Origin of the sequence: Roseibacillus persicicus (assembly GCF_014651675.1) — a bacterium.
Lineage (GTDB): Bacteria > Verrucomicrobiota > Verrucomicrobiia > Verrucomicrobiales > Akkermansiaceae > Roseibacillus > Roseibacillus persicicus.
Genome location: NZ_BMXI01000001.1, coordinates 562,631 through 588,242, shown reverse-complemented (window position 1 = coordinate 588,242; position 25,612 = coordinate 562,631). Strand labels below are relative to the sequence as shown.

Genomic DNA, 25,612 nt, shown 5'->3' with positions numbered 1-25,612 from the left:
AATCTCTTGAGCGCTGAAAAGCTCAAAACCGAAACGGCAAATTCATGGTGCCTCCCATGTTCGTCGGTAATCTGGCATCCCGGTTGTCAACGACAGGGCAGCCGGTTGTTTAGCGGGCTGGCTAGCGCTTGGAGGCCTACATTCTCTCGTCTTGCGTTATTGGGATGGATGGGTAGGATTGTGCACGTATGAAAGCACGAATAATACCTTCTGCTGCTCTCGGTTTGATGGCTTTAGCCTTCGGTTTGGGTAGCTTTTTGCACGCCGCGGACGATGAGGTCCCGGACCACAAGCTCAGCGAGTGGAAGCTCGGCACTGTTCTACAGGGAGACACCTACACCCACGAAGACCTTGAAGGTAAAGTGGTGGTGATCGAAAACTGGGGAGTCCGGTGAGGACCTTGCATTGCAGCAATGCCCCATCTGGTCGAGATGGACAAACGTAACCGCAAGAAGGGACTCCGCATCATCGCTCCTGAGCGCCAGAATAGCTCGGAGGAAGATATCAAAAAGGTCACTGATGAATACAAGGTGGAATACACCATTAGCCGTGGAACCAGTGGCCCGGTTTCAACCCGTGGAATTCCCCACGCCTTCGTCTTCGATGCCACCGGGCAGCTCGTATTCAGCGGGCACCCGGGGAATGACGACTTTGAGCGGACAGTGAAGAAGGCTCTCCGCGAGGTGAAGGATGTCGATGAGAAGAAAAGCTCTCTCATCGAGACGACCGGGCCTCTGATCAATCAGCGGACTTGGACGAATAGCGAAGGAAAGTCGATTGTGGCGACCGCAATGGACGTCGAGGGTGAGAATGTGAACTTCAAGATGAAGAACGGTCGCATTGTCTCCTACCCGATCGCCCAACTCTCCGAGGATGATCAGGCGCTTCTCAAGGAAGCTGCCGAAAACCCTGCCGACGAGTAGTCGCTACCCCATATCTCATTTTTCAAAACCTCTGAGCTGTCGCGGCTCAGGGGTTTTCTTTTTTTGGGCGGCCAAGTGAGGGGAGGGTGAGGGGTGAATTGTTCTTTTTTTCGTTTTCCTGTCCCAATTCCAGTTTTCGAAGCGAATGGAGATTCAGACTGTTGAAGTCTTTCCAAAAAAATCCATGAAAACTACTCCATTCCACCTTCTCCTAACCGGGACCTTCCTGGCGCTTCCTTTTACTCAATCCGCTGCTGGAGCAGTAACCGTTTTGACCCCCACAGATGCGGTCTCGGTAACGGATGACGGCAGTGCCACGAGTATTGGGAGTCTCAATGTGACTGGAGTGCTGCAAGATTCGGGAGGTGACTACTTCATCCGGGAGCGACGCTCGACAGGCCAATCGGACCGGCAGATCAGCACGTTTTTTCAATTCAACGTTTCCACTCTCACTATAGCGGATGTAACCGCTCCTGGATTCGAGGCCATCTTCCGCATTGATTACATCGAACGGCTCAACAATTTGTCATCTAGCAACGCCGCTCCCGCGATCGTTGGGCGGGTTGCTTCCGGTGATGGCTGGGACTCGACTTCCGGCACGGACTACCCTCTCCACGATTGGGGCTTCGACGAAGGAACCAATACGACCATTGCGCAGAATACCCAGATTCTCATCGCCAATATTCCCGCCGCCGCTCCGGCCAACGATTTGACCGTTGATGTGACTGATGTGGTAACTGGTTGGGTCGATGGTTCGTTTTCCAACTATGGATTGGTTCTATTCATCGATGAGTTGGAGGCCCAGGGAGCGGCATTTAGTAATCCTGAACTCGTCATCAATACCGTGCCTGAACCATCTTCCCTTGCTCTGCTCGCATTAGGGCTGGTTCCTCTGATCCGCCGTCGGCGGTAGGGGCGGTCGCTCGTTTGAGCGATTGAGAAAAAGTTCTTCGAACGCTTCCTCACGTTCAGCGCCTGGTTCCCGTTCGCAACGGGCTCAGGGATTAGCGTGCTTCGATTGCTGGACGAATGTTCGTCGACCGAGGGATGGGGCTATCTTTTTAAGTATTTAGTGTTGTTTGTGATAGATGCTTTTAGGTGAACCCGGTATCCATCCCTGCTATTTTGCGTCTTTTCCGGCGGTAATGACCCCTGTGGAAAGCCGCTCTTGGCTTCATCTCTCTTGGTATGAGTGGGATAGAGTTTTTATTCTTTTTGTGTCCCAAACTCGATTGGCCGAGCGAACAAGTAGGGATAATAGGATTTTTCCAAAGTGCTCAAAACTCATCTCTCTTCTGTTTCGTGCGGAAGCCAAGCAACGGGTCTCGGTTCAGCCCTTTCGCATTCGATTGCGCAGTTGAGAGGCAAGTCGAGTCCGGAAGGAGAGCCACTTGCGGGGGCTCATTGCCTGTTCAGGCGCGGGAGCTTTGCGGTCTTTTGGTAGCCCGGACAACTCTCAGAATTCTTTTCAAAATTAAAACAAAACCATGAAACCAAAATCAATAGCCCCGGCAAATCTAGCATTCCTGTTCGCACTGGGAGCGCTGGCAGGCCTATCCCAAGGTCAGACAATATTGATCGACGCCACCTTTGATGGGGTAGCGAACGATACGAATGAAACTTTCAGCATGCTGACCAATCATGATTCGACGGTCAGCGGTGCCAATTGGAATCAGGTCGACGGCATTGTGACCAATGGGGGAGGAACTAATGCTACCTGTGCTGTCTCCGATACGCTGGTGGACTTTACCTCCGTCGGGAGTGATTTGATTGTGATGACCTTCGAGATTGAATCCGCCTCGGGAGGTTTGAATTACAACGGCATGTTCTTCGGGGTGCAAGCTGGAGCTGCAGGAGAGAATGTGGGGGCCAATCTCTGGAACAATACGGGCCCGGTTTTCGGACTTAATTTTCAAGGAAGAACGACTCCGAGGAATGTTCGCATCGCTCATGGAGGCGCGGGAGTGGGGGAACAGTTTTTTGACGGGGGCGGCCTGGGCGTTGCGTCAACTGCTTCCATGGTGGATGGTTTTACTGTTCGGATTACACTTTCCGCAACCGAGTGGGACGTTGATATCGATGGATTGTTGGATGATACCGGAACTGCCATAACGGGAACATCGGGAACTTGGGAGGACCTCTCGATCACGTTCGAAGACCTGCTCAGCACGATGCGGGTTTCAGGATCGATTCAACAGGGGCAGACCATCGACTTTGCTAGTATCAAGGTGGAGCAGGTGGATCAGACCGATACCGACAACGATGGAATGCCCGACTACTATGAGGTTGCCAACAATCTGGATCCCAATGCCAATGATGCGGCTCTCGACAATGACGCCAACGGCGGGCCCGATGGACTCACGAACCTGGAGGAGTTCAATGCCGGGACCGATCCTCAGGACAGTGATTCCGATGATGATACCCTACTGGATGGTGATGAGATTGACGGAACCTTCAATCCCTATCGCTCAGATTTACCGGGGGTGGCCGCTGAAGGGGTGCCGGGGCTGGCGACCAATCCTTTGCTGGCAGATACCGATGGGGACGGGCTTTCCGATGGGGATGAGCTTTTCAATCTGACCATCACTCCCCCGGGAGGTTCTCCCACGAGTGTGGTCACCAATCCTTTGGTGGGCGACACTGATGACGATGCGGGAACCGATGGGTTGCTAACAGATGCCTACGAAGTCGCGAACAACTTGGATCCTACGGATGCGGATGGAGTCAACGGTGCTGACGGAGATCCGGATATGGATGGACTGGTCAATTACGACGAAGTGTTCTTCGAGACCGATCCCAACGACCCTGATTCGGATGATGATAATTTATCCGATGGGGTGGAGATCAATGATGTGGGCACCGACCCCAATGACCTCGACTCCGACGGCGATAACTTGACGGACGGTCTGGAAGCCTCGGAAACCAGTACGACCGATCCACTCGTGGCGGATATGGATTTCGATGGCTTCTGGGACAGTGTGGAGCTGGCGGCGGGATCGAATCCTGATGATGAATTGTCGGTGCCGACTTTGGCGACTATCACCTGGAGCGTGAGTGAGCTGAGCAGTCAATATGACCTCATCACCAATGGGCCCCTTGTGCTTGCTGAGAACTTGAATGGTCAGGAGGCTACGGTGAACGGGATTCCTTTTGCCAACGCCATCGATAATACCACGTTCAAAAGCGCTGAGAACTTTGCGACTTTGATCACGACCAATGCGGGAGCGGGCAACTTCTATGACGATGAGGATCCGGTCATGAGTCCGTTATTGGAAACCATTTGGACTGCCTCCTCGGACTCCACGGTGAGCGTCTTCGGTCTCACGCCCGGATTGCCCTACGTGATTCAGGTGGGGCGTGCGGATGATCGCAATACGGGGTCGATTCCGGGACGCTTTTTCACCATTGACGGAGTTGGGGGAGAGGTGTTGGAAGATCCAGTGGGAGCCACAAACTCGGTGTTTGGTGGCCCTGCCAATCCCGCGATTTTGTTCACTGGGTCGTTCACTGCGGTGGCTTCTGTGCAGAGCTTTGAGATCAATCAGTATAATTCTGGGGCTGATACCAGTGGCGTTGGCGCAAATGTCATCAACTTTATCCAAGTTCGGCAGACCGACGACCTGACCACCTCCGGACCTCCTCTTGGCATTGCGGTGGCGGACCTTGAGTTCAACGGGGCGGCCTTCGATATTACTTTCGAGAATCTGACGCCTTCGGCTTCTTATCAATTGGTTCGCTCGACGACCCTTGATGATGGTTTCCCGACTGTGGTCGATGGTCCTCGTGCGGCTACTACCAGCACCGAAATCTATTCAGACCCAGCGGCGACCAATCCCGATGCCTTCTACCGTCTGGAAGAGGTGATGGATTGAGGGGTGAAATGGTCTTTTTTCTCGAGCTGGGATCCCTTCTTGGGGTCCTAGCTTTTCTCTAATGAAATTCCTCCTTCCTAATGATGGTTATATCTTTTGCTGAAAAATTGCCGCTGCCTCTTTCTTGGCGTTGCGGACTCTTGCTGGCGCTCGCGGTAAGTCCGATTCCTGCTCCCGCCGCTGGGATTTCGTCAGCTAGCGAAGTGATCTTTGATGTCTCCTTCAACGGAGTCGCCGATGGATTGCGGGAAGACTTTAGCCTGATCTCCAACTCGGTGGGCAATCCTTCCTGGGACAATCCAACGGGGGAGGCCCGAATGACGATCGATGTGGCTTCCAGCGGGACGGTGGGCTGTGTGAGCGACGAAGCATTTCCTGGGGAAGACTATTCTCTTCTCACCTTTTCCATTACAGTCGATAGCATTGTGGACGCTGATGGCGGGCCAACCCACAACGGTCACTGGGTAGGCCTGACCGGAAATCGGACTCAGCTTTGGAATAATTCAGAGTTGGCAGGGGGGGCAGATGGTTGGGCCCTTGGGATCCGATTTCTCGCGGGTGGGATTCACTTGGTCTACGACAACGCCAGTGGAAATGAAGTTGTGATGGCTCCGCTTGGGAGCTATTCACTTGTTAGTCTTCAGGACGGATACGAGGTCGATTTTCTTTTTCAGTCCGAGGGCTGGGAAGTTTGCCTCACGGGGATCGAGGGATCGGTCGATGCCAGCGGCTCTTGGCCTGTCGGCTTCGATTACGCGACTCTCACCGATGATGATTCCATCTTTACTGGAATGACCTATCAGCAGGCCAATGAAGCAGGGACTATTGTGAAATTGTCTTCTCTGGCTATCCATGGGGATCCTGCTGGTTCCGCGGTGTTGACGCCAACTGTCATCTTCACCACAGATGCACAAAGTCCCGCCACTACCGGAGCGTCAGTCGTGGTGAGCGGTGATGATCCTGCTGATTCTGACTTTTACCTGCGGGAAAGAAGAAATGCATCTGAGGTAGATCGGCGGGTGAGTTCGTTTCTCCATTTCGATGTCAGCGGACTCTCTCCGGCGGAAGTCAATCTTCCGGGTTTTTCGGCCACGTTCACTGCGGACTACGATTTTCAGTTGAATAGCATCAATAGTGGGGCCTCTGCTGTGATTGGGCGAGTGACGAACGGGGCTTGGGATGGCGCGACGAGTTTGCCCCTTCACGCTTGGGGGAGAGATGATGCGGTGGACCGGACGATCTTGATTCCCGATATTGCCGCGCTACCTCCTGGTGCTTCGGTCTCTGCTGACGTGACCAGCATCGTTCGAGGCTGGGTGAATGGGACGACAGACAACTTCGGATTTGCCGTCTTCATTGAGGAACTGGAGTCCAATGGAGTTGGGTTGAGCAATGTGCAACTGGTCATCGCCAGTAGTGCGGACCTTGATGGTGATGGCCTGCCTGATGAATACGAGATTTCCAACGGTCTCAATCCCAATGATGCCTCCGACCGCGATACCGATATGGATTTGGACGGGTTGAGCAACTTTGCTGAATACACGGCTGGGACCTCTCCTCAGAAGAGTGACTCTGATGAAGATGGCTTGTCGGATGGGGAGGAAGTCCAGAACACTCTCACCGATCCCAATGACGCTGATTCTGATGACGATGGCCTCCTCGATGGGCAAGAGGTCAACACCGTGCTCTCGAATCCCCTGGACGCGGATTCCGACGATGATTTTCTCAATGACTTTGAAGAGTTGGTTATCTTTCGCACCAATCCCACCTTGGCCGATAGTGATAACGACACTTTCAAGGATGGGGTCGAGCTGGCTGCGCTGTCCAACCCTTTGGAAGCTTCCATCACTCCGAGTGGACAAGACAGTGATGAGGACGGTCTGTTAGATAGCTTGGAGATCGCAGTCTTCGGCAATTTGGCGCAGCCGGGATTGGATGATAGCGACGGAGATGGTTTTCCTAACATTGTCGAGCAAGCCTTTGGCAGTGGGATTAGCGATGCCTCATCTTCTCCCAGTATTGGAATTGATTCCTCAATGGAACTGACTTTCCGCCGGCAACGCGTGGCTGGGGTTGGCTACGAACTGTTGGTTTCGCTCGACCTAAAGAGCTGGCAACCATTCCTTGGGTTTCTAACCGAAAATGCGGCCACGCCAATCGACTCGGACTACGAGGAAGCTCACTATCAAGCTGGTGATGAGCATGAGAAACTGTTCGTGAAGGTGAAGCCGCGCACCGAGATCACCGGGCGGCCGAACATCATTCTATTCTACACCGACGACCAGGGATACGGGGATATGGGGGCGAACAATCAGGCTGCCAAATTCACGACTCCCAGCCTCGACCTCTTGGCAGCGCAAGGGATCAACTTTACCGACTGCCATTCGTCGGACACCGTTTGTTCTCCGTCCCGTTATGGTCTTCTAACAGGTCGATATTGTTGGCGGACAGTGTTGAAGCAAAACGTGATTGGGGCCGACGACCCGGCGCTGATTGCCAATGACCGAACCACCTTGGCCTCTCTGCTGAAGGATCAGGGCTACGCTACCGCTATGGTTGGGAAGTGGCACCTTGGGATGGATATTCCTGGCACCAATGGAAACCGTGATTTCTCGCAACCGATTCGGGATATGCCGCTCGACGTGGGATTTGATCACTTTTACGGGATTCCTGCTTCCTTGAACTTTGGCTACTTGGCTTGGATCGAGGGTCGTTATACGGCGGTGAATCCTACCCAGTTTACTGCGAAAAAGGCGAACAATCTGCCGGGGGTCTTTAGTGACTACCGCATTACACCTCCCTATAATCGGACGAGTGGGCTGGAAGCGGCCCCTGACTTTGACGACGTCCTTTGCCTGACCCGCTTTACCGAGGAAGCGATTGAGTGGATGACGGGACAGGTCGAGGACGCGCAATCCAACAAGCCGTTCTTCATCTACATTCCCTACACCTCTCCACACAAGCCAGTCATTCCGCGCAGCGACTTTCTGGGACTCAGTGATGCGGGGGCCTATGGCGACTTTATGATGGAGACCGATCACCATATTGGAAATGTTCTCAAGTTTCTCGATGAAAAGGGGTTGGCGAACAATACCATGGTCATCGTCAGCAGCGACAATGGTCCGGAGACGACCTATAAGTCCCGGGTCACAACTTATGACCACGATAGCGCGGGTATCTATCGCGGTGGAAAAAGGGATATCTACGAGGGCGGTCATCGCGTCCCCTTCGTGGTGCGTTGGCCTGCCGGAATCAAGTCGCCGGGACGGAGTTGGGACCGGCCAGTCTGCCAAACCGACCTTCTTGCAACCTGTGCAGAAATGCTGGGGGTCACTCTGGATGATGACAGCGGTGAAGATAGTGTGAGCTTCTTTGAAGTTCTACGCGACGATTCGGCCAGCCTGTCTCGGCTACCGATGATTCACCATTCTTTCAGCGGTCGTTTCTCGATCCGAGAAGGGGACTGGAAGTTGATCATGCCGCACGAGGGCAGCGGCTATGAGCTCTACAACCTGGCGACCGATCCTACCGAATCGAATGATGTGAAGGCGGCCAACCCGGCGAAAGTCGAGGACTTGGAGGCCAAAATCACGGACATCGTCACTCGCGGGCGAACGACGGCCGGGTCTGCGGTTGGGAATGATACTGGCTGGTGGGATGATCTGGAATGGATTGAACCCGTCGATTATTGAATAAGCGCTGGATTCGGAAAGCGTGTTTCTTCCGCTGCGGGCTGCGGCTCGCAACGCCGCAGCGCTGTACGGAAACATTTTCTTTCAACGAGGCCGATTTTCAGTAGCCTGATAGGGAAAATCCCCGCAATCCCTTCTCATTCGCGGGGAGTGCGCCGATTTGCGGATTCCATGGCTACCAACAACCAGACTCGTCATTCTCTGCTTCAAAGAGCGACCGATTTGAAGGATGAAGACGCGTGGGAGCAATTCGCGCAGCAGTATCACCGCTTTATCCTCTGTGTGCTGCATCAACTGGGGGTGCCTCGCGATGATTTGGAGGATTTGACTCAGCAGGTTCTCATCGCGCTGACCCGCGATTTGCCGCGATACGATCGCGACAGGGCCCGCTTTCGAACTTGGTTGAGCACCATTATCCGAAACAAGGCCAACAGCTACTTCCGGAAGCAGTATAGCCAGAAAAGATGCCTGGATGCGGTGAGCGCTGGCCCGGAAGTGCAGCAGGAGTTCAAGGCGCCGGACATCGCAGAGATCATCGAGAAAGAGTGGGCAGCCTACATTGGAAGTCTGGCAATGAAGCGGGTGAAGGAATCTTTCCAAGGACAAGCCATCGAGGTCTTCGAGCTGGGCCTCGACGGGCATTCTGCGGCGGAAATCGCGGAGAAAACAAACCTCACCGTGGCGACAGTCTACACCCTCAAGAAGCGGGTGAAGAAGAGGCTCTATCTCGAAATTAGAAACCTGGCCTCGGAGCTGGAATGATGAAAGCAGTGGAGGACCAGGACGATTTTCAAAATGACTACCGTCTGATCCAAGCCTATCAGGAGGCGACCCAATTGGAGGGGGATGGATTGGCCGGGCTCTGTCCTTCCTATCTGGAGTTATCCGAGATTGAGACCCGTTACGAAGAGCAGACCCTATTGGGAAAGGGCGGAGTCAAAGCCGTTTACCGAACCTTTGACAATCGGACGCGGAGATGGGTTGCTATGGCCCGACTGAAAGACGGCCGGGGGCCGGAATACTATGATCTTTTCGTCAATGAGGCTTGGCTGACTTCGTCGCTCAATCACCCCAACATCATCAATGTCCACGATGTGGGAATTGATTCCAGCGGCCGACCCTTCTTCACGATGGATCTGAAGGGAAACACGACTTTGGGCGACCTCATTGCAGCCCAGAATCGCAGTCGACGCTCTTTGCTCCAAGACTTCATGAAAGTGTGTGACGCGATGGCCTATGCCCATTCGCGGGACATTATCCACCTCGACTTGAAGCCAGACAATATTCAGTCCGATGATTATGGAGAGGTGCTGGTTTGTGATTGGGGGCTCGGCAAGTTGGTGAGCCAAGTCGAGGAGGAGCTCGATGGGATCTCATCGACCGAGGCTTGGGACAACATGACTTTACTGGGAGAGATCAAGGGGTCGCCTGGGTATATGGCTCCTGAACAGGTAAAGAGTGGAGGAGTGAAGGATCATCGAACTGATATCTTTTCCTTGGGATGTATTCTTCACGCGATTCTAACAGGAGAAGCTCCCTTCACGGGTGACAATCACTCCATGCTATCGGCGACGACCGATGCGGAGATTGCTGACCCATGCGAAAAATATCCTTCATTGAAGGTTCCCCCGAGCCTGGGAGCTGTGACCTTGAAGGCCTTGGCCAAGAATCCGGATGACCGCTACGGATCGGTCTCCGAGCTGAAGGAAGAGATTCAGCGTTACTTGGACGGCTTTTCCACCGACGCGGAGGCTCCCAACTTTTTGCGGGAGGCTCGACTGTTTGCCTCCCGGAACCGAACTCCAGTTCTCATTTCTTTCCTTTCGTTGATTGTGCTCACGGTTTTGAGCACGCTCTTTATTGAGAGAGTCAATGAGTTGCGCCAATCAGTTCTTAATCAATCGCAACTCGCGGACCAGTATGCCTCTGAGGCTGAATTGGCGAATGAGAAATACTTTGAAACACTCTCGAAATCCAAGGAGCAGCAATTGGCGCTTTCCGAATCCTTGATTTTTTCTACGAATCGTCTGAAGAATCGCGGCATCTTCGATACTCCGATGAAGAGTATTCGTGAGGCTAAAGAGCTGGCGAATCATGCCTACGCACTCAATCCTGATTCGAACAAGGCAAAGTATCAAATCTTTGCCTTGAACATCATTCAACTCAATTTTGCAGAAGCTTTGAAGGAGCCTTTGGAGAAAGGCAGTTTGCGTTACCCATACGTGCAACTTGCGGAATCTTTTCCCGAATTCAACTATGACCGCTATCGGCGTCCTTCTCTGGATGAGCTTACCGAGTTTCTTCAGGAAGCTGGTGAGATCGATTTGGAGCAAAGCCCCATCTTGGAGCGCATCCTTTCCTACGACGCGAGTTTGCGCGGGTCGAAGCGGGCCTATGAACGGGTCGTTCTGCAGTTTGTCAAATATCTCAACCCGGGGGAGGAGGTGATTGCGTTGGAAGCGCTCCGGTCACGCTCAGCGTTTCGTCTCCGTTCCGCAGGGGCGATTCGATTGATCGCGGATCCGGGAGGATCTGAACAATGTGTTTTGCGTTATCTGATACCGCGTTCATTGGTTCTGGAGATAGAGGAGGAGTTCGATCTCGCGCAATTGCAGGGTCTCGGTATCACCAAACTGGACCTGACGATGTGCCCGAACGTCCGGTTGGAAGAGAGCTTGAGCTTGCCCTCATTGAACTCGGTCAAGATCGACCCCAATCATCTTTCGGCAGAGCTGTTGCAAGAATGGGTAACGAGTTCTGTGAGTTTCGAGATTGTAGCGGGACCTTCCCACGTTCTCATGCAGGATCAGTGATCGGGGGGCTCTTATCCGAGAGCAAACGCTATCGCCGAGCGGGCGTTGTTAGGTGAAGGGGGGAAGAAAGAATTCTTCTTCGTTCTCGTAGCTAGTCCTCTGAAGGCTGAGGGGAGTTGAAGGCCTGAATGACCTCTGAAGCTGATCATGATCCAACATTTATTCTCGAAGGTGCTTCCGGTCTCGGTGGCCATGTTTGTGGCGTTCGCGTCGACGACGGACGCAACTACAGAAGCGGTGTATCAATCGGGGGAGGGCTACCACACCTACCGCATCCCGGCGATCGTGCAATCGAAGAAGGGAACGCTGTTGGCCTTTGCGGAAGGGCGGGAAGACCGGAAGGATCACGGGGATGTGGATATCGTTCTGCGGCGCTCGGAGGACCAGGGAAAGAGTTGGCAGAACTTGCAGGTCATTCGGGATGTGGGAAAGCATCAGGCGGGGAATCCCTGCCCCTTGGTCGACGAGGAGACCGGTCGGCTCCACCTCTTCTATTGTGGTTCGGAGGTGAGTGAGGGCGCGGTGCTGGCGGGGAAGGGAACGCGCGAAGTTTACTCCCTCTACTCTGACGATGATGGCCTGACCTGGAGCGAGCCCCGAAATCTTTCCAAGATGGTGAAGAAGGAGGGGTGGCGTTGGTATGCGACGGGCCCTTGCTCCGCGATTCAGATTCAGTCGGGAAAGTATGCCGGTCGTTTTGTGATTCCGGCGAATCATAGCATCCACTTTGAAGGGACCGACCGGAAGTGGGAGTATCGCTGTCACTCCCTTTACTCCGACGACAAAGGAGAGACTTGGCAGATTGGTTCCTCATCGGAGGTTGGAGCGAGCGAGACTCAGATTGCAGAGGTGGCTCCCGACCTCCTCATTCAAGATATTCGAATGCAAACCCATCGCAAGGGAGTGCGGGCGGTCAGGTTCAGCAAAGACGGAGGGGAAACTTGGAGTCCTCTTGAGCATGACGACTCTCGTCTCGACCCCAAGTGCCAAGGAAGCATCATTGCTTTGCGCGCGGATGGGGCCAAGCCCTTTGAGCTGATTAGCACCAGTCTATCCAGTAAAGGCCCTCGGGTGAATCTAACAGCCTACCGTTCCAAGGATGGCGGCCAGGATTGGTCTGAAATCATCACTTTGACCAAAGGCCCAAGTGCCTACTCGGATCTCGTGTCCATGGAGCAAGGAAAGATCGGATGTCTCTACGAGGCGGGAGAGAAGGACCCTTACGAAACCATTTTGTTCACTGTTTTTGAGTAAAGATCCCTTTGTCTTTTCCCGCAGCCGCTTGCTTGATTCCTTGCCAGTTTTTTCGGTTAGGGAAGCTCGGCAGTGACGCGGTAGAAGGCCTCGTCACCGGAGAGAAAAGAGTCTGTTAGAGTGTCGGTTCCTCCGTTGCCGGGGATGGCGGATTGCCCCGACACCATTGCCCAGGAGTCTTCGGTCAAGTCCGCGGAACGCCAGAGGGTGTAGACCAGGCTGGTCGAGCTTTCGAAGGTGACGGTGAAGCTCGTGCCGTCGTGAGAACCGACGATTTCCAGGACTTCCTCCGCATCAGCCTGATTGCTTGCTCCCGGGGTCGGGGTGGTCATGAAGGCGAGGTCTTCACTTCCATCGGGAATGCGACCATAGGAGACATCGGTGGTCTGTTCGGCAAAGACGATGGAGTCAATCAAGGTCGTGCCATCGAGGTGATAGAGAGCGATGGTTTCTCCTCCGCTGGAAAGTTTAAAGGTGGTGTGGAGGTCGCCCTGGGTGGGGTCGTCATCGGTCCAGATGACGAGATACTCGCCTGGCGCGATGGTGGTGCCTTCCGCGATTTGCCACTGGGTGGGATCGGTGTCGTCGTCGGTGAGATACATTCCCCCGAGGTCGATGGTCTCGCTGCTGAAGTTATAAAGTTCGATCCAGTCCTCGAACGCGCCTTCCTGATCGGGGTCTTCGATGGTGGTCTCGTTGTCGGCCATGATTTCATTGATGAAAAGTCCAGTGGGCGCGGCGGGAAGGGTGCTTTCCAAGTTCGCAGTTCCAAAGGAGGGCTGGTCCGTTACCGAAAAGTCGCCTTCGCCATCGGGCAAGCGGGCTAACGTCTGGTCGCTGGGCAGAACACTGTAAACGAGCGTGTCGATGATGGAGGAGCCGTTGGTGAGATAGAGAGATCCCCCGGTGCTGTTAGGCGAGAAGTTTGCGTGATAGCTGCCTTCACTGGTCTCGCCATCCAACCAGAGGGTTAGGAATTCGCCGTCGTCCAGCGAAGTGGAGGGAATCGCCCACTGGGTGAGATTGCTGGCACTGTCGGTGAGGTAAAGGCCGGAAAGGGTGACCAGGCCGGGTCCCAGATTATAGACCTCGACCCAGGGAGCGAAGTCGCCGGCCTCGTCTTGGTTGGTGGCGGTGTTGCTCACCATCAGTTCGTTCAGACGGAGGTCAGTGGTGGTGGCGTAGCTGTTCAAGATGGAGCTGAGATAGCTGGACCGTGAATTGACGAAGGAGGTGAGGCCGAAGAGAGTCCGATTCCCGCTGGTGATGTTGCTGTTCAAGTTGGTCTCGAACTGGGTGCTGGTGAACTGCTTGTTAGGGTCCGCCGCCACGTGGGAGCGGATGAGGTCGGCGAGTTCATTGATGCGCGCGGAGGCCGAGGTGTAATCGAAGCCGCAGCGCAGCATCTCAGCCAAGTCCCAGAGGTAGTCCTGACTATACTCATCGACTTCCCAGAGATTCTCCATCAAAGGACGTTCTTCCCCTGCTGTGCCGGGAGGGCCACTGGCCACAGGAACCCAAAAGGGGCTGAGGCTGATCATGCTCTGGTTGCGCGAAGTGAACTGGGAAAAGGTGCCGAAGGATTCGTTCATGTCCCAGAGGATGTGGACGAACTGACCGGTGTCGTCGCACTCGTAGAGATAGTAATTGTGGGCCGCGCCGATGTAGGAGTCGAGATTGGCGAACAGGTTGTCGACCGCCATGGCGGCAAGGGTGTCCTGGACATCGAGGAGAGGCTCAATCGCTGCCGGGAGATTCGCGGGCGAGGTGTTGTTGAGCACGTCGATGAACTCAATCAAGTTGGTGTAATCGTTAGCGGTCTCGTTGGTCTTGAGCTGATAGAAGTCCTCATAATCGGTCTGATTGGTGCCGAGGTAAGTGAGATCGGAGCCAAAGTCCGCGCTGGGATTGTCCAAGTCGTCGGAGGCCGAGCCTTTGTAGAGATTGCCATCTTCATCGCTGCCAAAGCGGCTTTGCACGAAGGTCTTGTCAATTTGTTCAACGGCGGTGTAGAGCCCGATCAAATCTCCGTTGACGTAGACATTGGTGTAGACTGTGCGACCAACTCCCTCGACGAAGTTGGAGGCAAAGTCCATCAACAACTTTTCCCTCATCTGGGTGGGGTCGTTGTAGTTGTTGTTGAGATTGAGCTTCTTCATCCCGAAGAAGGTGGGCCCTGTTTCGGTCAGGTCGAACTCGTCGAAATCAATCTTGAGCGAGTTCTTGATGCTCGAGGTGTTGAAGGAGGAGTTGCCTTTGAAGCGGACCCCGACATTTTCGATGGTGACTCCATCGGCGGAGAAATCGGCTTCGAAATAAGGGTCCTCCGCGTCGTTGGCGTGCGAGGTCGCCAAGACTGACTGCCAATTGGAGTTGTCGAACGTAATATAGAGATCGTGCACATAGCTGTCGTCGAAGAAAGCCGCGGCCTCATCATCGACCACGGAGTGTTCCCAATAGGAAGAGTCAGCACGGAGAAGATGGCTGGCGAGCAGGGGGATGAGAATCATCGTCTTTCCGAGAGAGGCGAACAATCCGGTGGCTGAAAAGGAGGGAGTGGTCATGTTGGGTTTGCGAGTGAGTGACCAGGAGCCTTTTTTCAAAAAGAGGACGCTGGCAATTGCTCTACCCACTGGCCGGGCCGAGCTTTCTGACTCGAGAGCTAATGCGAAGCTCGTAAAGCGATGATACGGAATCCGCGCCTAAACTATTAAGAGTGTGTAAAGCCGGACAAGCCTCTTGGCTGACCAAGGTTTTATCCTCCCCCAGGGATTCAGTCGGAGGAAGGATTTTCCAAGGCGGGCAAATGTTCGTTGGCCCACGCATCCGCTTCTTCTTCGTTCATTTGTCGCCACAGCTGATGGATGGATTGACCCATGCCCTCATTCTGGCTTTCGGGAGGGAGGCTTTCGAACCACGCGGCGGCTTCCAAAGGAGAGTGGGCAGCCCATTGCTGGGCCAAAGAGTTGAAGTGGTTGCTTACACTGGAAGAACTCTGGGTCTCTGCAAGCCAAGCCGCACGCAGTTCAAACGGGAGGTGATAAGAGTGATCCGCCAAAAACTTGTTCAAGTGTTCCTTCCGTTCTCCCTGGATAGATTGATAGTTGGCGATCAATGCAGAGACTTCTTGCGAGGGGAGTCCTGCTATCTGAGAGGCAAAGTCATCGTCAAGCTGAACAGGGCTGACGGTAGCAAGCCATTCGGAGGTCGGGAGGTTGGGAAGATATGGCAGCTTGGCTTTTTCCTGTAGGGGTTCCCACTCGGCAACGGCCTCCAGGCGAACCTCTTCACTCGCAATCGCAGCTAGAAATTTGCTCGCTTCGGCGGGTTGGGTCTCGGCGAGCTGGAGATAGCTTTGACGAAGGGCTTGGTTCAATGATTCTTCGTTCAAATTGCTGTTTTCGAGAATGCTTTCGATGATCTGGCTTCCATATTTTTCTGCGAGCTTGGTATAAGACTCAGCTACTTTTTCAGGTTTTTTGAAATCGTTCTGAGAGAGAAAGTCGAGAGCTTTGGGTAAGTCTTCTTTGGCGAGGGTTTCGATTGCTCGCCTCCATGCGTAATGGTCTTGTTGCCAGGATGAAGGCAGCTCGTCAAAGTGTGCCAGATAGTCCGAGGCAATCTCGGGATGTTTCCAAAGGAGCTGGCTAAAGGAGACGAGGTCGTTCTTTTCAGAAAGTTGCGCTTCTTCAACCCAAGCGAGTGCTCCTTCGAAGTCTTGGTGAAATTTGTTGGCGACAAAGGCTTTGAGGGCTCTGTTTTGATACTTGGGAGGCCAAATCTGCTGACTCTCCCAGAAGAGATCCGAGTTGTGGGCTGCCAAGATCTGGAAGGCTTGTTCGAGATAATATTCCGATATCTGTCCGTGGGATAAGAGCCCGTCGAGTTGAGCCTGTAAGAAGTCGGGTTCATTGCGGGCGATCGTTTCTAGGACGTTGATGAGAAAATGGCCCTGTTGGTCCCAGCGACTGCTTTCTGAAACGTAGGCGAGAGAGGCTTCTGGATCGAGAGCAGCCCAAGTTGAGAGCACTCGGCTGCAGGTGAGGTGGCTGAATCGCTTGTCGAGGGCCAGATTGCTGACCCATTCCGGATCGACGACGAGCAGGCGTTCGACCAGGGCATTGAAAAGAAAGCCCCCCAAGTCCCCTTCGATCTCGTTGTAGTTGCCGTCAAGCCAAGTCTTGAGCTCTTCCTCGGAGAGCGAGTGAATCATCGCGTAGGCAGCACGATACCGGTCGCGGGCGGTGGGCAAGGCGTTGAGCTGGAGGAGTCGGCTCCGAATGTCATCGGGAGCCTTGCTGTAGAGGGAGATGTCTCCTCTGTCTTTTCGAACGGGGCGAGAGGATTTGGTCGGAGTGGGGGTAACGGGATGGGGCTCGGGCTCGTAGGGCTTAAGGACCCAGCCCAGGCCGAACCCTGTCCCGATGCAGCAGGCAATGAGAAGGAGGGGCTTCATTCTGTTTGGCTTTCTTTCAGGGCTTCGAATATCTGGTGACTGATGGGGTCGACTGAGTCATTGGAGAAATATTCAGCGGCTTCTTCGGGTTGATGTTTCAGCCAATTGGTGATCACGGATTGGCTCGTTTGGCTTCTCAACTCTTCTTGCTCGATGAATTCGGACCAAGCGAGGGAGCCTGCAAAATCCGCGTTGACCGAAGCCCTATCGTAACGGGCAAAGGGATCGTTTGGACGAAGCAAGTTTGTGGCCAGGGTGGCAGCGTACTGGTCTCGATTGTCACTTGGAGGTTGGCTTGCCAGCCAAGTGGCGGCGGCAATGGGGTCGTTGATAGTCCATCTGGCGACTGCCCTTTGGTCAAGGGCAAAGCTCTCGTAGCTTTGCAGGAGGGCTATCGTCTCGTCAGGGGAGGTCGAGAGTAGTTTCTGTAGCGCTTTATCGAGGTGATGGGTGTATTGGGCTTCAGCAGGCAATTGATTCACTTCCTCCAGAGTGCGATTGACGAATTCAAGACTCTTGGACGGGTCATTGGCCTGGGTCGCCAACTGGGCATAGAGGCTGGATCGGATTGCGGACCCGGGTTGTTCTTCGATGAGAGCGATAGCCTGGGTGGGGTCGTCCATTGCCATGTGGGCGATGAATTCTTCAATTAAGTTCTTTCGCACTTGGCCGGTGGGGAGTTGTGCCAACAATTCGGGGACTTGTTCTGTGTGCTCGGCAACTAACTTTGGCAAGGCCTCTGAGATCTCATGGCTCCGCCGGGGGTGGGAGTTCATCCATTCCAGCGCCGCAGCCGGATCCGCACGGACGAGGCTCTTGAGCGGATCCTGAAAAGACTTGCCATGTCGAGCCGCGAACTCCAAGGCGGTCAGAGGGTCTTCATCGTCCATGCCTTGGGCAATTCCTTCGATGGCGGCATGGTCGGCCAAATTCGGGTTTTCTTCCAAGAGGCGCAGGGCTAGGTCTGGGAAGTCCTGTCCAATACCGCGCAAGGTGAAGGATAGAAATTCGGGCGATTCCGTTTGGCAGGCGGCAAAGGCTTTTTCGGGCTCGTGCTTTCCCCAAGCCCACCACGCGACTCGCTCATGGTTGGTTTCGCGGGCCACCACGAGGGCTCCCCGGGGATCGATTTTGGCCCAATGCCTCATGAAAAGGTCGTAGCTACTGGAGTCGAGCTTGTCGGCTTGATGCAGGGCCCGCCACAGTTCGGCCATCTCTTCTGAATTCGCATCAGCAAGCCACAGCGCCAGCTCGGTGAGGCGTCCAGGATGATGCTCCTCGGCAATCTCTGACAGGCTCTTGCTGAAGGACACCGATTCGATCTGGCGAGCAATGTCAGACGGAATGGACTGGCTGGCGGCGGGACGCGATGAACTTTTGCTCGCATGGCTGAGAGTGCTGTCCGCCGACTCTTTCCGCTGCGTTGATTCAGGCTTGGCGATCCAGCCTGCAGCGGCCGAGCCGAGAAAGAGGAGTCCTAAGATGAGAGGAGAGCGTTTCATGTCAAAAACGGTCACCATGACCTATTTTCAGTCGATAGCTCTAACAGACGAAAGACCCCTTAGCCATCAAAAGTGATGACAGATAGGCAAAAGCACAATTCAGCTTCTTTATTCTCCGGTAGAAGAAAGAAGCGGTTTCGACCCTTTGATGAGGGTGAGTGAGTGGCGAGGGAAGTTAACTGGCCAGGACGAACTCCTCAGTCTGCTCGACTGGGCGTTCGGAGAGGGGGCGGCAAACAAAGCGCTCCACCTCAAAGACGAGGTCCGTATCGGGTTGCTCGTGCCCGTCCAGAACGCGCCGGAGACGCGTGCGCCAATCTTCGGCAGGGATTTGATCCTTGGCTGAAAGGGTGTGGGCCAACTCGGTCAACCGACCGCTCGGAGCCAGAAGGCGGCGAGCACGGGGAAGCCACTTCGAATAGTAAATGTGCATCGGGTCGGTAGCCATACTGTGAGAGTCCCTCGACAGACTCCGATATTCAAGAAAGGTCTACAGTCATGACGCGGGAATCTTTTGAGAACGGTGAGAGCTGAGTTCGACAAATGGAGGCTTGGAGGTTAGTGTTAGTTTGAAGCACACCCCTTGTTACGGAACGTTTCTTATTCCGGGATTTTAAATTGGGACACTTTATGCTCATGGTGGAGGCATGCCAGACGTTTGCAGTCCGACGCTCAGCCTCCTTGCCCGCCAGTTTCCCAGCGCCTCTTCCGTGATGTCGCAGATCTCGTTGTTACAGGCGAAGCTGACGCTGCCGAAGGGGCGGATCCATATCATTAGTGATGTTCACGGTGACGACCGGAAGTTGCGGCACGTGATCAACAATGCTTCTGGTGGCTTGAGCAACTTGGTGAATGAGGTTTTCGGGGACGAACTCACTGCCGAGGAGAAGGAAATTCTCCTGGCCTTTCTCTATTACCCAGTCGAAAAGATGCGTACCTATCAGGAGCGGTTGCAAGATCGCGAGTGGCGCAAGAAGAAGACCAAGCGGCTACTACGTCTTCAGTTTCGGCTTGTGCGCAAGCTAGCGAAAAGGGTGACCAAGGAGGAGTTGTTAGGCCTGATGAATGAAGACTTCAAGGTCCTCTATATTGCGCTGCTGGATGAAGTTTCTTTCCGCCGTGATCCGGGCTACGTGGATTCCATGATCGAGTCATTGGCTGACTACGACCAGGACATCGTCGCGCTGCATGAGGCCTCCCGCCTGGTGCGCAATTTGGTTGTTTCGGAGGTCATCGTGGCGGGTGATTTGTTTGATCGGGGGGAGCGTGGGGACCGCGTTGTTCACTACCTGAAGAATCAACCCAACGTGAGTTTCACCTGGGGAAATCATGATGTTACGTGGATGGGGGCGACGCTGGGATCGGAAGTTCTCATCGCGACGGTTTTGCGAATCTCTTTGCGGTATCTTCGTCTGTGGCAGCTGGAGGAGGGTTACGGAATCCTCCTTTCGCCCTTGGCGAAGCTGGCCAAGACTGTCTATGGCGATGACCCGGCCGCCAGTTTTTATCCCAAGCGTTCTTCGGACTTTATGGATGAAGAGTTGGTTGCCAGGATGCATAAGGCGATTGCGATCCTGGAGTTTAAACTAGCGAGCCCGGTGATCGAGCGCCATCCCGAGTGGAAGATGGAGGACAGGCGTCACTTGCATCTCATCGATTGGGAAAACGGAACGATTACGCTGGATGGCAAGACCCATACCTTAAACGATAACTACTTTCCCACCATCAATCCCGAGGACCCTTACGCTCTATCGGAAGACGAAAAGGTCTGTATCGCTCGTCTGCGCGAGTCTTTCATTTCCAGTCAACGCCTGTGGGAACACATGCTGTTCTTGGTCAAGCAAGGAAGTCTCTCGTTGCGTCGCGATGAGGCCCTGATCTTTCATGGCTGTGTGCCGACGAATGAGGACGGCAGTTTCCGCGAGGTCCAGATTGGGGATGCCAAGTTGAGCGGGGGAGACCTGTTTCGAGAATTGGAACAAGTCGTTAGAAGCTGTTACCGAGAGGGCGCGCACACCGTTTCACAGGATTTGGACTACTTCTATTGGCTATGGGTTCACGGTGATTCGCCTCTGTTTGGCAAGGAGAAGATGACGACTTTCGAGCGCTACTTCCTCTCTGATCCGGAGACCCACAAGGAGGTTAAGGACCCGTATTTCCACAAAATCCATGATGCTGAGTTCTGCAAGCGGGTGGGACGGGCTTTCGGGGTGGGAGATGACGTTCTCATCGTCAATGGCCATGTGCCCGTGAAGGTTGAGAAAGGGGAGGACCCGGTGAAGCGCGGTGGCAACGCGGTCACGATCGATGGAGCTTTTTCCGAGTCCTACGGCGACCACGGTTACACTCTGGTGATGGGGCCAAATGGGATTCGCCTGGCGGAACATTCGCACTTTGAGTCCATCGAACACTTTCTGGAATGTCAGGACGACATGATTCCTTCGCTCCGCGAGTTGCGGGTTCATGAGCCATCGCGAACGATTGCCGACACTCACGAAAGCGAAGATATCCATGCCCAGCTTTGTTCGCTCAACAATCTCCTGCAAGCCTATCGCTCGGGAGAGGTGAGGGAAAGCTGAGTGATTTTTTTGGGTTCGGCGGCTGGTTCTTTCCGTTCCGGACGTTCCGGGACGCAATGATGACTTCAATCCGGCATCATCACACTGGCACTGGCCAGAGCGGCGATGCCTTCTCCCCGCCCGACGAAGCCCATGGTCTCATTGGTGGTGGCTTTGATTCCGACCCTTTTGGGGGGAAGCCCCAGCGCGAGGCCAATGTTGATTTTCATCGCTTCGGCATGAGGAAGGACTTTGGGGGCTTCAGCCACTAGGGCGGAATCCACATTGCAAAGTCGTCCCCCAAGTTCGCGGACGAGGCTTGCGGCTTTTTCCAGAATTTTCAGGGAAGAGATATCTTTGCAGTCGGGATCTCCGGGTGGAAAGTAATGTCCAATGTCAGGCAAGCCCACTGCACCTAAAATCGCATCCGCGATGGCGTGGCAGAGCACGTCGGCATCAGAGTGTCCCTGCAGTCCGTGGGTGTGGGGGATTTCCACCCCTCCAAGGATGAGCTTGCGCCCTTCGGCGAACTGATGGACGTCGTAGCCGGTGCCGACGAGGGGAATCCAGTTGGGTGAAGAAGAATTCATATAACTAGCGGGTCGCGTTAATGGCTGTGACCTTGTCGTCAGCATTGACCTCGATTTCCAAATGATGACCTTCCTCCGAAGCTGAGAGACTGACCAGCAAGAGAGCGTTCCCGTCACCATGGAGGGTGATGTGCTTGAGCTTGGCCTCCTCATTGAGAGTGCTCTGGCCTATGCCTTGGAGGGCTGCTTTGAGTTCGGCTGCTTCACTCGCCAGTAGGCTGGGCCACTGGCTGTTCAGGTGGGGCACCTTGCGATCGATGAGCGAGATCCAATCAACGGGATTGACGTTGTGGCCGGGCTCAAAGAGGAAGCGGTTTGCATTCTGATTGGTAGGCCGGTAGCTGGTTTCCTGCAGCTGCAGCTCGCCGAGGCTTTGGGTGGTAAAGGTGGGAGGGAGGGTCATGGGGTTGCTTTTGTTAGAGAACTTCGTCGATGGGGATGAGGCCGTTGGTGGCCTTGATGGCGTAGATGTCCGGGTTTTCAGCATTGGGAACTAGCTCACAGCTGCCACCCGCCATTTCGAGAATCAGCTTGCCTGCGGCGATGTCCCAGAGAGAAATCCGACTTTCCACGTAGGCATCCAGTCGGCCGCTGGCGGTATAGGCCATGCCGAGGGCCGCGCTACCCATCATGCGCATCTTGCGGCAACGGAGCGAGGCCTTGCGGAATCGTTCGAGGCCAATCTTGAGCGCTTCTTCGTCTTTGCCGCAGCCGATAAAGACAATGGCTTCCTCCAGCTTGGTGCGGGAGCTGACCTTCAGGGGCTTGCCGTTGAGGAGGACTTCGCCGTCCTTTTCGGCGGTCCAGAGCTCCCCGGTCATCGGATCATAAATGACCCCGACGAGGATATCTTCTCCCTGGCGCATAGCGATGGAGACACAAAAGTGGGGAATGCCATAGAAGAAGTTCACGGTGCCATCGATGGGGTCCACGATCCACTGGAACTCGGATTCCTGATTTCCCCCCAGTCCTTCCTCGCCGTAAAGGGCGTGATCGGGAAACTCGGCAGCGATTCGTTCGAAGATCAAGTCCTGAGCTTTGCGGTCCAATTCGAGCTTCAGGTCGTGATGCTGGGCTTCATCGACATTTTTGTCCTGATGAAAGTGGTCACGAAGCAGTTGGCCGGCTTCCTGCGCGGCGTTGATGGCGGTCTCAAGATAAGTCACGGCCGGAGTCCTATCAGGGGAGAATCTCTTTGAAAAGGCTGGGGAGTGGGCCGGCCTTCCAGACGCTCAAATAACAGAGAAACATGATTCTCCGAGGTCGGGGCTTTGTTTTTATCAAGGTTCAATTTTCAAAGCCCAGTCCCTCGATGCAAGACTCTGCAGGGGAGAGACCTTTGCGAGAAAAGGCCTGAAAATAAAGAAAGGGTGGTTGGAACTGGTGCGCGCGTTCCTATCTCCACCTGAGTTGAAAGTGAAAAATAAGGCACGGTATTTGCTGGAGTGACTCTCTGGGACAGAAAAATTGTCTCACCAGCTCAACCAGTATTCCTACTACGATGGTCGAAAAACTACTCATACCGACGATGCTGCTCACTTTTTCCCAAGTGAGTTCTGCCGCTGTTCTTATCCAATTCGATGATTTTGAGGGGCTTCCAGACATCCCTGTTCAAGCAAAAGGGATCAGCCTGGACCCCAATGGAGGAGATGGAGCAGGAGGGAATGGGAGCTCGAATGGGACGAACTATGGTCCAGCGGATGCCGCATCGGTGAACAGCGGGATCGGGTGGCGGGATGTCTCTGGCTCAACTTTCACTGCGACGGTAGGGGATACGATCAACGGAAATGCCCGGTGGGATCAGGCGGGCAACGGGGGAGGTTCGGGCATGCGCGTGAGGGCGAATACGGGAGCTGCCACGTTGGATAGTGCGATGCCGCTTCTGACGATAGGCCTGCCGACTGTCGTGATGGAGTTCGATATCAATCTGGACGACAACAGTCAGTATTCCCTCGTGATTCAGTATTCGGCTGATGCGGCGTTTACTTCGCCCATCACTTTGGCGACATACAATTCCAACGGTAGTGACAATGGTGGATTTTTGGAAAACGAATCGGTCACGATTACGGATGGAGTGGCAGGAGTCGTCTTTACTGATGACGCCTACTTTATGATTCGCCGCGATCCTTCCGACGCAATTGGGAACAGCAATTCCACATTCCACGTGTTTGACAATATCTCCATCACCGCGGTGCCTGAGCCTTCCGTAGGGATACTGTTCGGGTTGTCATCATTGGGCTTCTTGCTTCGTCGTCGATAGAGCGGGAGTAGATGAATGTTTTGAGACTTTCTCTTGAGCCGAGCCGTTGGTTTTACGCGGACGGGCTTTTGGGGAGGTCATGATTTTTAAATTTCCAAGTATAGGATATGAAACATATTTATGTGGGTGGGTTCACAACTCTTCTAATCGCTTTGGGTGCGTCAGCCCAAACCGTGATCCAGTTTGATGACTTCGAAGGGCTTCCCGATATTCCCATTCAAGCGAAAGGAGTCAGCCTCGATCCCCTTGGGGGTGATGGGGCGGGCGGCCCGGGAGCAACCCTTGGCACGAGCTATGATTCGGAGGATGCCGTCGCGGTGAATGCCGGTATTGGCTGGCGCGATGTTTCGGGCTCTCTCAATGCCACTGCCGGAGACTCAGTCAATAGCAACGCGCGTTGGGATCAGCTCGGGAGCGGGGATGGGGGCTCTGGAATGCGAGTGCGAGCGAATACGGGAGCGGCGACATTGGACAGTCCGATGCCACTCGCGACCTTGGGTGCCAATACTGTAGTGATGGAGTTCGACGTTAATCTGGATGACGATCACGCCTACTCAATCGCGATCCAATATTCGGCAGATGCGGCTTTCACAGAACCAGTGACGCTGGCGACTTATACCTCGGATGGGACTGACAACGGGGGGTATCTGCTGGGTGAGAGGGTGACCATCACTGATGGGGTTGACGGGGTTGTCTTTACTGACGATGCCTATTTCATGATTCGACGGAATCCCGATACTCCCACAGGTAACAGCAATCCGACTTTCCATATCTTTGATAATATTCTGATTACCGCAGATACGGTCGATCCTGTTATTCTTTCCGTGAGTCAAGTGGCAGGAGCGCTCGACTTCTCTTGGGAAAGCACTGCGGGATATCAATATGACCTCTTGAGTTCGACTGATCTCAGCACGCCACCTTCGGAATGGTTGGTTCATGATGATGGCGCTGGTCTTCTGGAGGATATCGCCGCTTCGGGGACAGGAAGCAACAGTCTCGTTGGAGTCGCTCTCTCGGGCGAGCAACGGTTTTTCACCTTGAGAGAGGAGGAAGTGGCTCCCACGGTTCTTTTGACAGCGGACTTCGAAGCAAGTGATGGCAGTTTCACGATGACGAACAAGGGGACGGGGTCGCCATGGGAATTCGGCCTTCCTGATTCGGAAGGACCCGGGGGAGTCGTGGCGGGCGGTAGCAGTGGGACGACTGCCTGGGGAACCTCCTTGGGCGATGCCTCCACCCCGGAGTCAGGGAGCGCAGGATTCTATGAAGTTGGCACTTCGACGTGCCTAAGTACGCCAGTGCTCGATCTCACCGGATTCACGATTTCTGCGACTCTTGGCTTCTCTCAAAACATGGACTTTCCGGCAGATGATACTGCGGAGGTCTATGTCGTTAGCGATACCACCGGGGAAGTTATCGGGACCGGTGCCATCTTCCAGGCTGAAGACATGGATGTGAACGAGACTGACTGGGAAACTGTCTCCGGTATCGAGTTGCCGGCTGAAGCTTTGGGGCAGGCTGTCCGTATTGAGTTTCGCTTCAGTGGAGATGGCGGTCCGACCAACGATTTCCTCGGGTGGTATATCGACGACGTGAGCGTTGAGGCTCGTTAGGCGGAGAGACAGCTCTCGACCATAAACTTCTGACCCTTGGAGGCTCTTCGTTTCATATGCTGAAAATTTAGCACTTGAA

At 54.3% G+C, this 25,612-nt stretch carries 18 protein-coding genes; 11 read left to right on the top strand and 7 right to left on the bottom strand.

From position 1 onward, the window contains the following. Nucleotides 1-188: 188 nt before the first annotated feature. The 8 genes from IE099_RS02145 to IE099_RS02110 all read left to right on the top strand — a co-directional run bounded on the left by IE099_RS02145 (nucleotide 189) and on the right by IE099_RS02110 (nucleotide 12,554). Nucleotides 189-395 carry a hypothetical protein gene (locus tag IE099_RS02145; RefSeq protein WP_189566904.1) on the top strand — a complete coding sequence of 69 codons (207 nt, stop codon included), beginning with the start codon at nucleotides 189-191 and terminating at the stop codon, nucleotides 393-395. 36 nt (nucleotides 396-431) lie between these two features. After that, on the top strand, nucleotides 432-923 hold the full coding sequence (locus IE099_RS02140; RefSeq protein ID WP_189566903.1) for a TlpA family protein disulfide reductase: 492 nt from the start codon (nucleotides 432-434) through the stop codon (nucleotides 921-923). Between the two features lie 184 nt (nucleotides 924-1,107). Continuing rightward, a complete protein-coding gene (locus tag IE099_RS02135) occupies nucleotides 1,108-1,836 on the top strand; it encodes a PEP-CTERM sorting domain-containing protein (protein WP_189566902.1) in 729 nt (242 codons plus the stop codon). 574 nt (nucleotides 1,837-2,410) lie between these two features. Then, nucleotides 2,411-4,795 carry a hypothetical protein gene (locus IE099_RS02130; protein WP_189566901.1) on the top strand — a complete coding sequence of 795 codons (2,385 nt, stop codon included), beginning with the start codon at nucleotides 2,411-2,413 and terminating at the stop codon, nucleotides 4,793-4,795. 80 nt (nucleotides 4,796-4,875) lie between these two features. Beyond that, nucleotides 4,876-8,487 carry a sulfatase-like hydrolase/transferase gene (locus IE099_RS20750; protein ID WP_229809348.1) on the top strand — a complete coding sequence of 1,204 codons (3,612 nt, stop codon included), beginning with the start codon at nucleotides 4,876-4,878 and terminating at the stop codon, nucleotides 8,485-8,487. 171 nt (nucleotides 8,488-8,658) lie between these two features. Beyond that, a complete protein-coding gene (locus IE099_RS02120) occupies nucleotides 8,659-9,249 on the top strand; it encodes an RNA polymerase sigma factor (RefSeq protein ID WP_189566900.1) in 591 nt (196 codons plus the stop codon). Beyond that, a complete protein-coding gene (locus IE099_RS02115; protein ID WP_189566899.1) occupies nucleotides 9,246-11,300 on the top strand; it encodes a serine/threonine protein kinase in 2,055 nt (684 codons plus the stop codon). The genes IE099_RS02120 and IE099_RS02115 overlap by 4 nt, the downstream gene beginning before the upstream one ends. A gap of 147 nt (nucleotides 11,301-11,447) precedes the next feature. Beyond that, complete coding sequence (locus IE099_RS02110; protein WP_189566897.1) at nucleotides 11,448-12,554, top strand: sialidase family protein; 1,107 nt, start codon at nucleotides 11,448-11,450, stop codon at nucleotides 12,552-12,554. A 56-nt stretch (nucleotides 12,555-12,610) separates the two neighbouring features. Here IE099_RS02110 and IE099_RS02105 read toward each other — a convergent pair whose 3' ends face one another. The 4 genes from IE099_RS02105 to IE099_RS02090 form a co-directional block, all read right to left on the bottom strand. Beyond that, on the bottom strand, nucleotides 12,611-15,118 hold the full coding sequence (locus IE099_RS02105) for a CotH kinase family protein (protein ID WP_189566894.1): 2,508 nt from the start codon (nucleotides 15,116-15,118) through the stop codon (nucleotides 12,611-12,613). 209 nt (nucleotides 15,119-15,327) lie between these two features. After that, the gene (locus IE099_RS02100; RefSeq protein ID WP_189566892.1) at nucleotides 15,328-17,010 is read right to left on the bottom strand and encodes a hypothetical protein; all 1,683 of its coding nucleotides are present in this window, start codon (nucleotides 17,008-17,010) and stop codon (nucleotides 15,328-15,330) included. After that, complete coding sequence (locus tag IE099_RS02095; protein WP_189566890.1) at nucleotides 17,007-18,512, bottom strand: hypothetical protein; 1,506 nt, start codon at nucleotides 18,510-18,512, stop codon at nucleotides 17,007-17,009. The genes IE099_RS02100 and IE099_RS02095 overlap by 4 nt, the downstream gene beginning before the upstream one ends. A gap of 175 nt (nucleotides 18,513-18,687) precedes the next feature. Continuing rightward, nucleotides 18,688-18,960, bottom strand: coding sequence for a hypothetical protein (locus tag IE099_RS02090; RefSeq protein ID WP_189566888.1), 273 nt, complete (start codon nucleotides 18,958-18,960; stop codon nucleotides 18,688-18,690). A gap of 199 nt (nucleotides 18,961-19,159) precedes the next feature. Here IE099_RS02090 and IE099_RS02085 point away from each other — a divergent pair, with 199 nt between their 5' ends. Beyond that, the gene (locus IE099_RS02085; RefSeq protein WP_189566886.1) at nucleotides 19,160-21,091 is read left to right on the top strand and encodes a fructose-bisphosphatase class III; all 1,932 of its coding nucleotides are present in this window, start codon (nucleotides 19,160-19,162) and stop codon (nucleotides 21,089-21,091) included. 65 nt (nucleotides 21,092-21,156) lie between these two features. Here the strand turns inward: IE099_RS02085 and ispF are convergent, their stop codons facing one another. The 3 genes from ispF to IE099_RS02070 are packed head-to-tail and all read right to left on the bottom strand — an operon-like array spanning nucleotide 21,157 to nucleotide 22,826. Continuing rightward, complete coding sequence (gene ispF / locus IE099_RS02080) at nucleotides 21,157-21,660, bottom strand: 2-C-methyl-D-erythritol 2,4-cyclodiphosphate synthase (protein WP_268244895.1); 504 nt, start codon at nucleotides 21,658-21,660, stop codon at nucleotides 21,157-21,159. A 4-nt stretch (nucleotides 21,661-21,664) separates the two neighbouring features. Further along, complete coding sequence (locus tag IE099_RS02075; RefSeq protein WP_189566884.1) at nucleotides 21,665-22,063, bottom strand: hypothetical protein; 399 nt, start codon at nucleotides 22,061-22,063, stop codon at nucleotides 21,665-21,667. 13 nt (nucleotides 22,064-22,076) lie between these two features. After that, nucleotides 22,077-22,826 carry an inositol monophosphatase family protein gene (locus IE099_RS02070; protein ID WP_189566882.1) on the bottom strand — a complete coding sequence of 250 codons (750 nt, stop codon included), beginning with the start codon at nucleotides 22,824-22,826 and terminating at the stop codon, nucleotides 22,077-22,079. Nucleotides 22,827-23,161: 335 nt separating this feature from the next. On the opposite strand from IE099_RS02070, the gene IE099_RS02065 reads away from it, so the two are divergent. Beyond that, entirely contained in the window at nucleotides 23,162-23,920 is a 759-nt protein-coding gene (locus IE099_RS02065; RefSeq protein ID WP_189566880.1) for a PEP-CTERM sorting domain-containing protein, read from the top strand. Between the two features lie 107 nt (nucleotides 23,921-24,027). After that, nucleotides 24,028-25,533 carry a hypothetical protein gene (locus IE099_RS02060; RefSeq protein ID WP_189566877.1) on the top strand — a complete coding sequence of 502 codons (1,506 nt, stop codon included), beginning with the start codon at nucleotides 24,028-24,030 and terminating at the stop codon, nucleotides 25,531-25,533. The last annotated feature ends 79 nt before the right edge of the window (nucleotides 25,534-25,612 follow it).

Coding starts and splice junctions, on each gene's coding strand:
- IE099_RS02145 (WP_189566904.1), top strand. CDS start 189: ATGAAAGCACGAATAATACCTTCTGCTGCTCTCGGTTTGATGGCTTTA.
- IE099_RS02140 (WP_189566903.1), top strand. CDS start 432: ATGGACAAACGTAACCGCAAGAAGGGACTCCGCATCATCGCTCCTGAG.
- IE099_RS02135 (WP_189566902.1), top strand. CDS start 1,108: ATGAAAACTACTCCATTCCACCTTCTCCTAACCGGGACCTTCCTGGCG.
- IE099_RS02130 (WP_189566901.1), top strand. CDS start 2,411: ATGAAACCAAAATCAATAGCCCCGGCAAATCTAGCATTCCTGTTCGCA.
- IE099_RS20750 (WP_229809348.1), top strand. CDS start 4,876: ATGATGGTTATATCTTTTGCTGAAAAATTGCCGCTGCCTCTTTCTTGG.
- IE099_RS02120 (WP_189566900.1), top strand. CDS start 8,659: ATGGCTACCAACAACCAGACTCGTCATTCTCTGCTTCAAAGAGCGACC.
- IE099_RS02115 (WP_189566899.1), top strand. CDS start 9,246: ATGATGAAAGCAGTGGAGGACCAGGACGATTTTCAAAATGACTACCGT.
- IE099_RS02110 (WP_189566897.1), top strand. CDS start 11,448: ATGATCCAACATTTATTCTCGAAGGTGCTTCCGGTCTCGGTGGCCATG.
- IE099_RS02105 (WP_189566894.1), bottom strand. CDS start 15,118: ATGACCACTCCCTCCTTTTCAGCCACCGGATTGTTCGCCTCTCTCGGA.
- IE099_RS02100 (WP_189566892.1), bottom strand. CDS start 17,010: ATGAAGCCCCTCCTTCTCATTGCCTGCTGCATCGGGACAGGGTTCGGC.
- IE099_RS02095 (WP_189566890.1), bottom strand. CDS start 18,512: ATGAAACGCTCTCCTCTCATCTTAGGACTCCTCTTTCTCGGCTCGGCC.
- IE099_RS02090 (WP_189566888.1), bottom strand. CDS start 18,960: ATGGCTACCGACCCGATGCACATTTACTATTCGAAGTGGCTTCCCCGT.
- IE099_RS02085 (WP_189566886.1), top strand. CDS start 19,160: ATGCCAGACGTTTGCAGTCCGACGCTCAGCCTCCTTGCCCGCCAGTTT.
- ispF (WP_268244895.1), bottom strand. CDS start 21,660: ATGAATTCTTCTTCACCCAACTGGATTCCCCTCGTCGGCACCGGCTAC.
- IE099_RS02075 (WP_189566884.1), bottom strand. CDS start 22,063: ATGACCCTCCCTCCCACCTTTACCACCCAAAGCCTCGGCGAGCTGCAG.
- IE099_RS02065 (WP_189566880.1), top strand. CDS start 23,162: ATGGTCGAAAAACTACTCATACCGACGATGCTGCTCACTTTTTCCCAA.
- IE099_RS02060 (WP_189566877.1), top strand. CDS start 24,028: ATGAAACATATTTATGTGGGTGGGTTCACAACTCTTCTAATCGCTTTG.